This window comes from Peribacillus frigoritolerans, from assembly GCF_004358755.1.
Classification (GTDB): domain Bacteria; phylum Bacillota; class Bacilli; order Bacillales; family Bacillaceae; genus Bacillus_P.
Genome location: NZ_SMZY01000001.1, coordinates 780,234 through 792,883 on the forward strand (window position 1 = coordinate 780,234; position 12,650 = coordinate 792,883).

Consider the following 12,650-nt stretch of genomic DNA (forward strand, 5'->3'; position numbering starts at 1 on the left):
AGGCGTACCTCTGTGCAACGGGGTATGCCTTTAAAAATGTATACATAGAAGTTCAACTATTCAAGGGTTGTATGGTTATTCCTTTTTTTCAAAGTTATTAGCAGGCTAGTTGAATAAAATAGCGAATGTAATAGATTAGTGCATATTGAAAATAATTATGGAGGTGTCTTATGTGAACAGCCCTATTTTAAATCAAATCGGAACGGTCTTTATTCCAGTTAGCAGCATCGAGAAAGCACGAGATTGGTATTGTGATCTTTTAGGTTTAGAAGCTGATGGAGAAATACAGTTCGGCCATATTTACGTTATGCCTATGAAGAGTACTGGGATCGTTTTAGACAGCAAGATTTATTCAGAACAAAACATAATAAAAACTCCCTTATTTCATTTCAATACAGAAAATATTGAGGAAGCCTATTCCTATATGAAGAAAAAGAAGGTTGATGTGATCTCTGAAATTGAACATCATCATTATTTTAATTTCAGAGATCCAGATGGAAATCATTTGATGATTTGTAAGTGTTAATTGATATCAACAATCGGGCCATTCAATTGAAGTACCAGCTTTTCGAAGAACTTTTCTTAAGTGTCAAATAGTCTCTTAACTCTTTCTCGATAATCAGACAGACTCTCCAGTGAGTCTGTTTTTTACTTTAATTTAAATGATTAATAAATTAAATTATTTAATGTGTAATTTAATTTATTGAATAAAAATATAAATTTTAATGAATAATTTTAAATGATTATTTAAAAATTGAAAGGCGTGGTGTAAGATATGATTAAACGAAAGAAAGGAGAACAGTATGGCATATCCTTTACTCACTAATTGTCCTGTTTGCAGGAAGACGCTTAAAATTACTAAGCTGCAATGTAACCATTGCCAGACAACGGTAGAAAATGAATTTGAAGTTTCAAGACTGGCGGCTCTCGGTCAGGAACAGCTGCATTTTATTGAGATTTTTCTTAAATGCCGTGGAAATATCAAAGAGGTCGAGAAGGAGCTCGGAATTTCCTATCCGACTGTCAGAGGAAAATTAGATGAAATTATCTCTGCTTTGGGTTATTCCTCTCAGAAAAAACCGGAAGTTGATAAGAAAAAAATTGTATCGTTATTGGAAAAAGGCGAAATTACGGCAGAGAAAGCCATTCAGTTATTAAAAGAGGGGGAAGAATCATGAAGGACGAAATTTCGAGAGTCTTAACGCTGATGGAGGAAGGTAAGATTGATAAGGAAAAAGCAAGTGAATTAATTACTATTTTACAAGGTAAAGATGAGCCGAATCTAGTGAAAAAAGAAGTCCCATATGGAAATAAAATGTTAAAGGTTCGTGTGACCTCCGATGAAGGTGATCATGTAAATGTGAATTTACCAATTAATCTGGTAAAGGCTGTTTTAAAAGTAGGTACAAATATTGCTGAAAAAATACCTGAGGCAGAAAAATATGTAAAAGATATTAACGTTGACCTGCTCATCGAAGCAATTGAAAACGAATTGGACGGTCAGATTGTTGACATCACCTCGGCCAATGGTGATAAAGTTTTTGTGGTAATTGAGTAGATTATGTTAAAAGTCAGGGTGAAAGTAAAGGATAAACGATTCTCCATTCTCGTTCCCTATGCGGTTTTAAATTTGGCTAGTTTGATTATTACATCAAAAAGGATTATTCGCCTATTAAATAGAGCAATTGAAAAGGATGGCAGCAAATTCATCTTCCCGGAAATTGAAAGAAAAGATTTGAAGCGGTTGCTGCAGGGATTTTCAAAGCACAGTGGAGTTATCCTTTTTGAAACGAAATTGAAGGATGGAACTGAGATAGAAGTAAAGCTTTAAATAAATCTTCTTGATCGTATTTTTTAAATGAAAACAGCTAACAGTGTTCTTCTGATTTTCTGTTCAGTACTAATAATGATTATCGCACCTATTTTCCGCTAAAGAATCAATAAAAAATGGATACAAATTGCTGTACAATTTAGTATCCATTATCTACTGCATCTTGTTGTTTGCTCCCTTAAAACGGAATCACATTAATAGGCGTACCCAGTTCATACTTGGATGCCATCAACTAATCATTATTTTAATGATCCTTACGGGAAGTCATTGGAATTTCTTTGCTTACTTCCGGAAAAGAAGAATGTGGAAAAAGATGTTATGTATCTAAGTGAATGGGAAACTATCAAGTAATCATAGTTGTATGAAGGGATATTTCAGTAAGATAGCACCGGAGAAAATGGTGTCAATAGCACTATGCAATGTTTTTTCATCATGGTGAGTGAAAATAATGACTGGATAGGATACTATGGAGTAAATAGAGCTTACACAACATAAATCCAATTGTTATCCGTGATGAATCACTCTTATTCGTAATGAAAAGACAAATAGAAGAGAAGGAGATACGATGACAAATAAAAACGATCGAAATACAGGATGGAACTTCGACAACAGTTACGCCAATTTGCCCAGCACTTTTTTTGCCAGTGTCAATCCTAACCCTGTAAGTTCACCGAAATTGATTATTCTTAATGCCCCGCTGGCAGCTGAACTTGGGTTAAATATTCAGGCTCTTCAAAGTGAAGACGGAGCAGCGTATCTTGCAGGAAATCAGGTTCCTGAAGGTGCATTTCCTCTTGCTCAAGCTTATGCCGGGCATCAGTTTGGTCACTTTACTATGCTTGGGGACGGACGTGCGATGCTGCTTGGTGAGCAGATTACTCCCGAAGAAAAGCGGGTGGATATTCAGTTTAAGGGTTCAGGCAGAACGCCATATTCCCGCGGGGGAGATGGCCGGGCGGCACTTGGACCGATGCTGCGCGAATACATCATCAGTGAAGCCATGCATGCTCTTGGGATTCCTACCACCCGCAGCTTGGCTGTAGTGTCAACCGGTGAGCAAGTCATCCGTGAAGCTGCCTTGCCTGGTGCGATTCTGACGCGTGTGGCAGCAAGTCACCTGCGATTCGGCACGTTTCAATATGCTGCAAAATGGGCCACTGACGAAGAACTTCGGTCCTTGGCAGACTATGCACTTAAGCGTCATTATCCAGATGTTGAAGAGGATGAGAACCGATATCTTTCCCTTCTTAAAGAAGTGATCAAGCGTCATGCGATGCTGATTGCAAAATGGCAGCTGGCTGGCTTTATTCACGGGGTGATGAACACGGATAACATGACCATTAGCGGGGAAACCATTGACTATGGTCCATGCGCTTTCATGGATACTTATGACCCGGAAACAGTGTTCAGTTCCATTGACGTTCAAGGCCGCTATGCTTATGGCAATCAGCCTTACATCGCTGGATGGAACCTTGCGAGATTTGCTGAAACCCTTTTGCCGCTCCTGCATGACGATGAGAAACAGGCTATCCAGCTGGCACAAGATGCCATATCGGAATTTATTGAACTGTATCGCCGCAATTGGCTCTCGGGAATGAGAGCCAAACTGGGATTATTTAATGAAGAGACACAGGATGAATCTCTTATAGAAAACCTGCTGAGTGTGATGAAAGAGTATCGTGCGGACTATACTAATACATTCCGTGCTTTAACTTTTAATAACCTTGAAGATCATAAGCTGTTTAAGACTGAAGAATTTGCCCAGTGGAACGAACTGTGGCAGGCGAGACTTGGCAGGCAGGATGAAGATGAATCATCTTCTAAGCAATTAATGAAGAGCAGCAATCCAGCAGTAATTCCCCGCAATCATCGGGTAGAAGAAGCACTGGAAGCTGCAGTGAAACAAGGCGACTTCAGCGTGATGGAGCGGCTGCTTGGTGTCCTTTCAAATCCATATGCGCACTCTCCTGAACAGGAAGAATACTGCACACAGCCTGAAGAATCAGGGCTTCCTTACCAAACTTTCTGCGGGACATGATTGAATGATTCTGTCCCCTTATTCAAAAGCACATTTCGATTTGGAAAAATAGGACGCACAACTTCAATTAGGTGTGCGTCCAGTTTTATTTTAGTAAAGCAGCTTTATTAGGGATTAGAACTTAGTTAAGTATCACTAGTATGATTCAAAGTAATAACTACATTCCCCTTCTTATGGCCATTTTCTACATATCTGTGAGCTTCAGGAACTTGTTCAAGAGGATAGTGCCGGTCAATGACGGATTTTATCTTCCCTGACTCAATTAGCTCTTTTAGGAAAAGTAAATCTTCAATACGTTCCTTAGCTATCCCTTGCCCTGCTACAGAGACGTATGTTCCATTCGGTGTGAGTGCTTTCTTGCAATTTGATTTTGAATTTTTCCCGACTGCATCAAAGATAATATCATAAAGCTCTTCTCGCTCTGTAAAATCCTCTTTAGTGTAATCAATCACCTTATCGGCTCCAAGAGATTTCACCAGTTCTAAATTTGCGGTACTGCATACTCCGGTTACTTTTGCGCCAAAGGACTTGGCAAGCTGAACTGCGGAAGTTCCTACTGCGCCAGAAGCTCCAAAGATGAGTACGTTGTGGCCGGATTGAATTTTTCCTTTTCTAAGAAAATGCAATGCGGAAGTTCCTCCAAAAAGAACTCCGGCGGCTTCCTCAAAGCTTAAATTTAGTGGCTTTATTTCCACCAATCCGTCTTCCGGCAGACATGTGTATTCGGCATAACCGCCGAAATTCATCCCAGTCATGGCAAAAACCTGGTCCCCTTCTTTAAATCGTTTAACATTCCTTCCGATTGCAGTGATTTCTCCAGCTAATTCCACCCCTAAAATAGGTTTTCTTGGTTTTCTGATGCCTAAAAATAATCGCATGGGGATCCAGTATAAAATAGGACTTTCGAATTTTCGCACTCTGCAGTCTCCCGACGTGACAGTTGTCGCATGAACCTTCACCAGTATCTCATTATCCTTGGGATCAGGTTTTGTTACATCCCGCAGCTCAAGAACTTCGGGTGATCCGTATTGTGTACATACTATTGCTTTCATAAGTTTCCTCCATCATCCTTGATCTGAACAATTTAAGCTTATGAGATGCGGCACATAAACATGTCATAGTACTGGTAAGCATCTTTAACGAACTAGCCTTCAAATGACAGAAGTTATAAAATTGATGAAGGTGAAGATTTGCAACTTTTTGCAGTGAGAGATGTTATTTCCTATCGATCTGTTAAGACTTAATTGGAGGGCAATTCTATGAAAAGAGATTTTCCTATAATAGAAACAAAGAGATTAATCTTAAGAGAAGTAACATTAGATGATGCTGAGGATATATATAGTTATCTATCTGATCAAGATGTTGTTAAACATATGGGATTGGATCCATGCCAAACAGTTGAAGACGCCTGGAATGAAATTAAGTGGTATCAATCTATATATGAAGAAGGTATAGGAATTAGATGGGGAATCACTCTAAAAGATTCTGACAAAATGATAGGGAGCTGCGGTTTTCTTAATATGGCTGCCAAACATTATCGGGCTGAAGCCGGATTTGAATTAAGCAAGGATTACTGGGGAAAAGGGATAGCCAGTGAAGCACTGGAAGCTGTCGTGAAGTATGGCTATAAGCACTTACAATTAGAAAGAATTGAAGCTTTAATTGAACCGGCTAATCTCCCATCACAAAAATTAGTAGAAAAGCTAGGCTTTAGAAGAGAGGGTTTGCTGAGGCATTATGAATATACTTGCGGCAAATTTGATGATTTATATATGTACTCGGTGCTTAAAAAAGATCTGAATCTTATTTAATTTTAATTGGTCTAAAATGGCTTGATAAAATAAATAGCGGACTGGCAGGAAATGGGCCGAGTCAATGGGAAAATAGAAGTTGTAGAAATTTTAGAGGATTTTTAAAAGTAGACAAGGTGATATCTTAAAATCTTATATTCAATAAACGGGGGCTTACCCAAAACAAAGTAAGCTTCCTTAATCATATGCTAAATTCCTTTTTGAAAACCGTATTGTTTCCCTATAAAAATCTTATAAACCAATAAAAAAGCACACCTTAATCAATGTTAATTGGTATGCTGATTTATGTGCTGTTAAGACTGTTAATTAATAGGTTTGCACCCTGCAATCAAACCTTTTAACTGGCAGGTGCGTTTTTCACTTCTAATCAGCCCCAGTAAAAGTGATTAATATTCGATTTCATCGTAATCTTTTGGCTGAGGTACTGGCTGGCCATTTTCGATTTTCGTGATGTCTTTCACTGTTTCAAGTTCCTCTTGCGGTTCTTCCGTATGGTGCTTATCTTGCTTTCCTTCTTTTTTCAAGATGATTTGCTCCTTTCGATTAGAATGACCAATCTTTATGTAAGATTCCCGTGCGTGTGAAGAAAATACATTTAATAAGAAGTAACTTTTATTTGTCCGCTTTAGTACGGAAGCAACTCTCCAAAAAAGAAGGAAGCCAACACCAATTGCTATGATAAATACCACATCTCCTTCAAATCGACTCACCTAAATCAGCTAAAAATGTTTCACTCAATTCACTTCTGATCCGTGTAATATGCTGTTCGACAAGGGTTTTGGCCTGAGCCGCATTTCCCGAAGCGATGGCCAAATAGATTTCTTTGTGCTCATCTAGTGTATCTTGAGCTCGGGCTGGATCGGCGAGACGGTGGCGGCGGGTAGTGCGGATGGTATCTTCCATGTGCTCGGTCATTGTGTGAATCAGTTTAATAAATAAGGAATTATGAGTAGCATTTACAATAGCCAGGTGAAAGTGAAGGTCTGCTTCCAATCCTGCTTCCACATCATTTTTTGAAGCCGCCATTTGTTCGAGCGCTTTACGGATTTTTTCTAGGTCCAGAGAGGTGGCTCTTTGCGCAGCCAAATAAGCTGACTCTGCTTCGAGGGCGCGGCGGAGCTCAAGCATTTCATAGATCAGATGGCTTTCAGCTTTCGTGATGACAGAAGATAATTCTTCTGTCGAAAGGGGAAATTCTGTTGATTTGATATAGCTTCCGCCGCCTCTGCGAATGTCGATTGCTCCCCTGAGCTCAAGCATCCGCAGAGCTTCTCTGATAGATGTCCGGCTTACGTTGAACCTGCTTGCCAGTTCACGCTCAGATGGCAGCTTATCGCCGGGTTTTAAATCATCTTTTTGAAAAAAATCTCTGAGCTGCTCCACGATGATTTCGTATGTTCGTTTAGTTGGTTTCAATGAACCTTCACTCCTTAAAGAGTTGTTGTATTTTTCAGATAATTGAGTATAATGGAAAGTGGTTAGACCAATATAGTATTGGTAGTACCTATTTCATCATTATAAACGATTTTTTGCAACCGATTACATACTTATTTTTTTGAGGGAGAGAGCGAAATGAATGTAGAGATGGCGAATCTGGCAGAAGCCTTAAAACAAATCCTTCCTGAAAGTCAGGTTTCGATTAATCCGACAGTGAGGGAACAGCACAGCAAAGATGAATCGTATCACACACCAAGTCTCCCTGATCTGGTCGTTTTTCCTGAAACGACTGAGCAGGTAAGCGAGATTATTAAACTAGCGAATGCATATCAAGTGCCCGTTGTGCCGTTTGGGCTTGGCTCAAGTTTGGAGGGACATGTAATTCCGTATGATTTGGGGATTACGATTGATTTTTCTCTTATGAATAAAATTCTTGAAGTAAGAGAGCAGGATTTCCTGGTTAGAGTCCAGCCTGGGGTTACGCGTTCACAATTAAATAAGGAATTGAAAAAATATGGACTGTTTTTCTCAGTTGATCCAGGTGCGGATGCAACTCTTGGAGGGATGGCTGCGACGAATGCGAGCGGGACAACCTCAGTCCGCTATGGTGTCATGCGTGATCAAGTGAGAGATCTGGAAACGGTTCTTGCAGACGGAACAATCATTCACACAGGAAACTTGGCTGAAAAATCTTCTTCCGGCTATCATTTGAATGGAATTTTCGTAGGTTCAGAGGGAACGCTTGGCTGCTTTACGGAGCTTACACTGAAGGTTTACGGCATTCCTGAGCACGTTATGGCGGCACGAGCCTCTTTTCCCACGGTCAATGATGCTGTTCAGGCAGTGGTCTCCATCCTGCAGGCTGGGATCCCGATCGCAAGAGTAGAGCTAGTTGATGAGCCATCCATGAAGCAGGCTAATCTGTACAGTGAAACAGACTATCTGGAAAAACCGACTCTCTTCCTGGAATTCCATGGTAATGAAGCTGGACTTAGGCAGGACGTTGAGTTCACGAAAGAACTTGTAGCCGATTTGCATTGTGAACTCATTGAATTTGAAACGGATAATGCAGCAAGAAATAAGTTATGGGAAGCAAGACACCATCTGGCCTATGCGTATGTTCATGGATTTCCCGGGAAAAAGCTGATGGTGACAGATGTGTGCCTGCCTATTTCTGAGCTTGCAGGTGCAATACGCAAGGCTAGGAAAACCATTGATGAGCTCGGCCTTGACGGCGGGATCGTAGGACACGTCGGCGACGGAAACTTTCATGTTCTTTTAATGTTAGACACTGCTGATCCTCTTGAAGTCAGCAAAGCAGATCAATTAAATGAGACGATCGTCCTCTATGCGCTTGAACGCGGAGGAACATGTACAGGCGAGCATGGAGTTGGCGTAGGGAAAATGAAATATCAGGAAAAAGAGCATGGGGAAGCGCTGCGTGTCATGGAAAAAATCAAGCAGGCGCTAGATCCTCAAAATATCCTGAACCCAAATAAAATTGTCCGTATAAAAGGGGAGGGGTAATCTCATGAAAGTACTGGAAGCCATCAGCACCATAGCAGGAAAGTATTTTGCCGTTTGGGTCATTTGCGCCGCGCTTATCGCCTTTTTGATTCCCGATCCATTCCTTTGGCTGAACGGGTACATTACAATTTTACTCGGCATTGTCATGTTTGGAATGGGATTAACACTCAAAGCAGTAGATTTTAAAGTAGTCGCAACAAAGCCGATTCCGGTCATCATCGGGGTTTGCGCCCAATTTGTGATCATGCCGTCAGTCGCATTTTTGCTGGCCTATGCGTTAAATCTGCCGCCTGAATTAGCAGCTGGATTGGTTCTATTAGGATCTGTTCCTGGAGGCACGGCATCTAACGTAATGGTATATTTAGCAAAAGGAAATCTTCCATTATCCATTGCGATGACGTCATTATCAACGTTAATTGCACCTATTGCAACACCATTAATCTTACTGATGCTTGCAGGACAATGGATGCCGATTAATCCCATATCCATGTTCTTGTCGATCATTCAAGTCATTATCATTCCGATTATTTTAGGGATTACGATCCGTAAATTTTTCCCGGCAGCTGTCGATAAAAGCATTACCGTGATTCCGCTGATCTCAGTGCTTGCCATTATTATTATTGTTTCCGCAGTCGTTTCTGCGAATGTAGACAGCATTGCTTCATCAGGACTTCTTATTTTCACAGCAGTCATACTTCATAACTCATTTGGGTTGTTGCTGGGATATCTGACTGCAAGATTACTAGGACTTGATGAAGGAACAAGAAGAGCGATTTCAATCGAAGTCGGCATGCAGAATTCTGGGCTTGGGGTTGCGCTCGCCACTGCACATCTAGGTCCGCTTGCTGCACTGCCAGTGTACTTGGAGCCGTTTGGCATAACATTTCCGGCCCGATTCTTGCGACCTTTTGGTCAAAGAAACCAGTTGTAGAGGACAATAAAGAGTGGTCTGAGCAGCCGGCAGATGTGAAAATGTGAAAAAGAGGAAAGGAGCCATCTAATTCGTTTATGAATTAGATGGCTTTTTTAAATTAATTATAAATAAATATATTCTTAGTTAGAATAGTGTCCTTAATTTTTCAACCAGAAACAGCTCATTCTTTTAAACTGAGTGTGTAACACAGTTAAAACAGGCTATCTTATCATTAACGTTATCAATTTTTTACTGGAAAATTCATAATCAGTTCATATTTCTGATGTAATTTTATCTCATCACATAATGGAGGGATAAATGATGAGTATTAAAAAGAAAAAAAAGAGAACCAAAATAGTTATAGGAACGATCATTGGATTGTTTGTAGCAGGAATCGCAGCAGCTCCGTTCATTATGAGGGGGGGCCAGGAAGTTTACAAAGAGGTTGCTGTAGAAACTGGCAATCTTTCTTCATACTACACTTTCTCAGGAACAGTTGCAGCAGAGAAACGCGAGACTGTCAGAAGTAAAACAGCCTTACAAATTGGGGAAATGAAAGTGGAAACTGGGGATGTTGTTAAGAAAGAGGATGTCCTTCTTGAAACTTCAAACGGCGAGGAGATAAAAGCTCCTATAGATGGAGAAATATCTGCCGTTTTTGCAGAGGAGAACGGCCAGGTTATGTCTGGAGCGGAGTTAATAGAGATTGTCGATTATGCCAATTTGCAGATGAGTATGAAGGTGGATGAGTATGATTTAAAAAGTGTTGCTGTGGACAAAGAAGTAAATGTCATCATTTCTGCCCTGGATATGGAAGTGAAAGGCGTTATTTCTTCCATTTCGAAAGAAGCAGCAAATGAAAACGGAGTGGCATTTTTCACCGCTATAACTGATCTTGAAGAAAAAGAAGACATTCGTGTCGGGATGAGTGCAGAAGCCAAAATTCTGAATGAACGCGCATCTGATGTTCCAACATTGCCGATGGAAGCCGTTCAGTTTGACGGAAATGATAACCCGTATGTCCTTATTCCAGTGAAAGATGGTCCTCCTAAGATAAAATCTATCAAAACTGGGATAAATGACGGTGATCATGTTGAAATTACAGAAGGTTTAAATATAGGAGAAACAGTTGCGATCCCTTCAGATGGACAGGCATCGGCCTCAGGCGGATTTATGCCGCCAAGACCTGAAGGCATGGCTCCCGGCGGCATTCAGGGAGGGCAATAAGATGAGTGAATCCATTCTTAGTTTAGAGAATCTTTCAAAATCCTATCAGGTTGGGGAAGACGAACAGGCTGTATTAAAAGCGATTAATCTGGAAATTAAAAAAGGTGAATTCATATCTGTGCTTGGTCCATCTGGTTCAGGGAAATCAACGCTTATGAATATTGTTGGACTGCTTGATGAGCCAACAGCCGGCCAGTACTTTTTATCCGGCAAAAAGGTTGACCATCTCGATGAAAGTGAACTCGCAGGCATCCGGAATAAAGAAATCGGGTTTATTTTCCAGCAATTTCAGCTTCTTCACAGGCTGAATGCTCTTCAAAATGTAGAGCTTCCTCTTATTTATACTGGAATAGCTGCAAAGGAGCGGAGAAAGCGTGCTGAGGAAATGCTGATCCGTGTAGGACTGGAAGAGAAATTAAGGAATCTGCCCAATCAGTTGTCGGGAGGTCAACAGCAGCGGGTAGCCATTGCAAGGGCTTTGGTGACAGAACCCTCCATTCTTCTTGCTGATGAACCAACCGGAGCGCTTGATCAAAAGACCGGCCAGCAAATTATGATGCTCTTTCGTGAGCTGCATGAAGAAGGTAAAACGATTATCATGATTACACATGATATGGAAGTGGCCAAAAATAGCAGCAGAATCCTCCATATTTTAGATGGAGAGCTCAGCGAGGTGAAACCATCATGATTTTTGAGAATCTTAAGATGTCCTGGATGAATATTATCCACCATAAAATGCGTTCGTTTCTCACGATATTAGGCATCGTAATCGGGGTAGCGTCCATTATTGCCCTCATTACCATTGTCAAAGGAGCAACAGGGGAAGTGACCGAACAGATGTCCTCTCTTGGTGCCGATAAAGTCACCGTGCAGGTGCAGGGAACCGCCTTCAAGCAGGGATTGCTTAACAGTGATATAAAAGAACTTGAGGGATTAAATCATGTTTCAGGCGTTTCTCCTACACTTAGCGGAAAAAGTTCTATCGTCTACTCTAAAAATGTAATGGAGGAAATTTCTATCCAGGGGAAAAATCAGGTCCATTTCCGTAAAACCGAAGATTTGGTTGAAGCAGGCAGAGCGATTAATAAGCTGGATATTGAAAACAAGAATAAAGTTGTTTTAATTGGAGCAGGGATTGTGAAAGAGCTCTTTTGGGGCAAGGATCCAATCGGTGAAAAGATGCAGATTGGCGGTGTGAACTTTCAGATTATCGGGACTCTTCAGGAATCGGACAGCTACTCCAATGAATCCACCAATGAAACAGTGATCATGCCATATACAACAGCCATGAGATTTCTTGAAACTAAATCTATTTCTAATGCAGATATCTATATGGATGACTCCAAGTATTCAGAAGCGGTAACGAGCGGTGTGGAAAGGGTCGTGCATCAAGCCTTCAACTATAAAGATGAAGGATATTCGATCATGAATATGGGTGATATGATTTCTTCCATTAATGAAATTACCAGCATGATGACTCTTATGCTTGGCGGTATTGCTTCTATTTCACTTGTTGTTGGTGGAATAGGAATTATGAACATGATGCTTGTTTCTGTAACGGAAAGGACCGCTGAAATTGGTCTTAGAAAAGCGCTTGGAGCAGAACCGAAAAGAATTCAGCAGCAGTTCTTATTTGAATCTGTTTTTCTTTCTCTTTTCGGAGGCCTTATCGGACTTTTGGCAGGAGTTGTGATAGCCTTTTTAGTCTGCAGCATAATGGGAACAAGTTTTTCCCTGTCCGCTTCTACGGTCCTTCTTGCAGTAGGTTTCTCAGCGGGGATAGGAATTTTGTTCGGATTTGCTCCGGCAAGGAAGGCTTCCAGGCTGCATCCTATAGATGCGCTGAGAAGCAACTGATGGAGGTAT

At 40.9% G+C, this 12,650-nt stretch carries 13 protein-coding genes and 2 pseudogenes; 12 read left to right on the plus strand and 3 right to left on the minus strand.

Going from position 1 to position 12,650, the window contains the following annotated elements:
- The first annotated feature begins 172 nt into the window (after nucleotides 1–172).
- From E2R53_RS04150 to E2R53_RS04175, 6 genes and pseudogenes are all read left to right on the plus strand, one after another.
- Complete coding sequence (locus tag E2R53_RS04150; RefSeq protein WP_133310530.1) at nucleotides 173–526, plus strand: VOC family protein; 354 nt, start codon at nucleotides 173–175, stop codon at nucleotides 524–526.
- Nucleotides 527–803: 277 nt separating this feature from the next.
- Nucleotides 804–1,178 (plus strand): DUF2089 domain-containing protein, encoded by a 375-nt coding sequence (locus E2R53_RS04155; protein ID WP_133310531.1) that lies wholly within the window; start codon nucleotides 804–806, stop codon nucleotides 1,176–1,178.
- Complete coding sequence (locus E2R53_RS04160) at nucleotides 1,175–1,558, plus strand: hypothetical protein (protein ID WP_133310532.1); 384 nt, start codon at nucleotides 1,175–1,177, stop codon at nucleotides 1,556–1,558. The genes E2R53_RS04155 and E2R53_RS04160 overlap by 4 nt, the downstream gene beginning before the upstream one ends.
- A 3-nt stretch (nucleotides 1,559–1,561) precedes the next feature.
- The gene (locus E2R53_RS04165) at nucleotides 1,562–1,831 is read left to right on the plus strand and encodes a hypothetical protein (protein WP_133310533.1); all 270 of its coding nucleotides are present in this window, start codon (nucleotides 1,562–1,564) and stop codon (nucleotides 1,829–1,831) included.
- Nucleotides 1,832–2,041: 210 nt separating this feature from the next.
- Nucleotides 2,042–2,182, plus strand: a pseudogene (locus E2R53_RS23490) (VOC family protein); the annotation flags it as partial.
- Nucleotides 2,183–2,396: 214 nt separating this feature from the next.
- A complete protein-coding gene (locus E2R53_RS04175; protein ID WP_133310534.1) occupies nucleotides 2,397–3,869 on the plus strand; it encodes a protein adenylyltransferase SelO in 1,473 nt (490 codons plus the stop codon).
- A 125-nt stretch (nucleotides 3,870–3,994) separates the two neighbouring features.
- Here the strand turns inward: E2R53_RS04175 and E2R53_RS04180 are convergent, their stop codons facing one another.
- Nucleotides 3,995–4,921, minus strand: coding sequence for an NAD(P)-dependent alcohol dehydrogenase (locus E2R53_RS04180; RefSeq protein WP_133310535.1), 927 nt, complete (start codon nucleotides 4,919–4,921; stop codon nucleotides 3,995–3,997).
- A gap of 207 nt (nucleotides 4,922–5,128) precedes the next feature.
- Here E2R53_RS04180 and E2R53_RS04185 point away from each other — a divergent pair, with 207 nt between their 5' ends.
- On the plus strand, nucleotides 5,129–5,680 hold the full coding sequence (locus E2R53_RS04185) for a GNAT family N-acetyltransferase (RefSeq protein WP_133310536.1): 552 nt from the start codon (nucleotides 5,129–5,131) through the stop codon (nucleotides 5,678–5,680).
- Between the two features lie 386 nt (nucleotides 5,681–6,066).
- On the opposite strand, the gene E2R53_RS23105 is transcribed toward E2R53_RS04185, so the two are convergent.
- Nucleotides 6,067–6,204 (minus strand): hypothetical protein, encoded by a 138-nt coding sequence (locus E2R53_RS23105; protein ID WP_165970885.1) that lies wholly within the window; start codon nucleotides 6,202–6,204, stop codon nucleotides 6,067–6,069.
- 172 nt (nucleotides 6,205–6,376) lie between these two features.
- Complete coding sequence (locus E2R53_RS04190) at nucleotides 6,377–7,096, minus strand: FadR/GntR family transcriptional regulator (protein WP_133310537.1); 720 nt, start codon at nucleotides 7,094–7,096, stop codon at nucleotides 6,377–6,379.
- A gap of 156 nt (nucleotides 7,097–7,252) precedes the next feature.
- On the opposite strand from E2R53_RS04190, the gene E2R53_RS04195 reads away from it, so the two are divergent.
- The 5 genes and pseudogenes from E2R53_RS04195 (at nucleotide 7,253) to E2R53_RS04215 (ending at nucleotide 12,641) form a co-directional block, all read left to right on the plus strand.
- Nucleotides 7,253–8,644 carry an FAD-binding oxidoreductase gene (locus tag E2R53_RS04195; protein WP_133310538.1) on the plus strand — a complete coding sequence of 464 codons (1,392 nt, stop codon included), beginning with the start codon at nucleotides 7,253–7,255 and terminating at the stop codon, nucleotides 8,642–8,644.
- Between the two features lie 4 nt (nucleotides 8,645–8,648).
- Nucleotides 8,649–9,622, plus strand: a pseudogene (locus E2R53_RS04200) (bile acid:sodium symporter family protein).
- A gap of 253 nt (nucleotides 9,623–9,875) precedes the next feature.
- Nucleotides 9,876–10,784, plus strand: a complete 909-nt coding sequence (locus E2R53_RS04205; protein ID WP_133310539.1) for an efflux RND transporter periplasmic adaptor subunit — start codon at nucleotides 9,876–9,878, stop codon at nucleotides 10,782–10,784.
- Between the two features lies 1 nt (nucleotide 10,785).
- Nucleotides 10,786–11,472 (plus strand): ABC transporter ATP-binding protein, encoded by a 687-nt coding sequence (locus E2R53_RS04210; RefSeq protein WP_133310540.1) that lies wholly within the window; start codon nucleotides 10,786–10,788, stop codon nucleotides 11,470–11,472.
- On the plus strand, nucleotides 11,469–12,641 hold the full coding sequence (locus E2R53_RS04215; protein ID WP_133310541.1) for an ABC transporter permease: 1,173 nt from the start codon (nucleotides 11,469–11,471) through the stop codon (nucleotides 12,639–12,641). The genes E2R53_RS04210 and E2R53_RS04215 overlap by 4 nt, the downstream gene beginning before the upstream one ends.
- The last annotated feature ends 9 nt before the right edge of the window (nucleotides 12,642–12,650 follow it).

Coding starts and splice junctions, on each gene's coding strand:
- E2R53_RS04195 (WP_133310538.1), top strand. CDS start 7,253: ATGAATGTAGAGATGGCGAATCTGGCAGAAGCCTTAAAACAAATCCTT.
- E2R53_RS04185 (WP_133310536.1), top strand. CDS start 5,129: ATGAAAAGAGATTTTCCTATAATAGAAACAAAGAGATTAATCTTAAGA.
- E2R53_RS04160 (WP_133310532.1), top strand. CDS start 1,175: ATGAAGGACGAAATTTCGAGAGTCTTAACGCTGATGGAGGAAGGTAAG.
- E2R53_RS04155 (WP_133310531.1), top strand. CDS start 804: ATGGCATATCCTTTACTCACTAATTGTCCTGTTTGCAGGAAGACGCTT.
- E2R53_RS04175 (WP_133310534.1), top strand. CDS start 2,397: ATGACAAATAAAAACGATCGAAATACAGGATGGAACTTCGACAACAGT.
- E2R53_RS04210 (WP_133310540.1), top strand. CDS start 10,786: ATGAGTGAATCCATTCTTAGTTTAGAGAATCTTTCAAAATCCTATCAG.
- E2R53_RS04165 (WP_133310533.1), top strand. CDS start 1,562: ATGTTAAAAGTCAGGGTGAAAGTAAAGGATAAACGATTCTCCATTCTC.
- E2R53_RS04180 (WP_133310535.1), bottom strand. CDS start 4,921: ATGAAAGCAATAGTATGTACACAATACGGATCACCCGAAGTTCTTGAG.
- E2R53_RS04215 (WP_133310541.1), top strand. CDS start 11,469: ATGATTTTTGAGAATCTTAAGATGTCCTGGATGAATATTATCCACCAT.
- E2R53_RS04205 (WP_133310539.1), top strand. CDS start 9,876: ATGATGAGTATTAAAAAGAAAAAAAAGAGAACCAAAATAGTTATAGGA.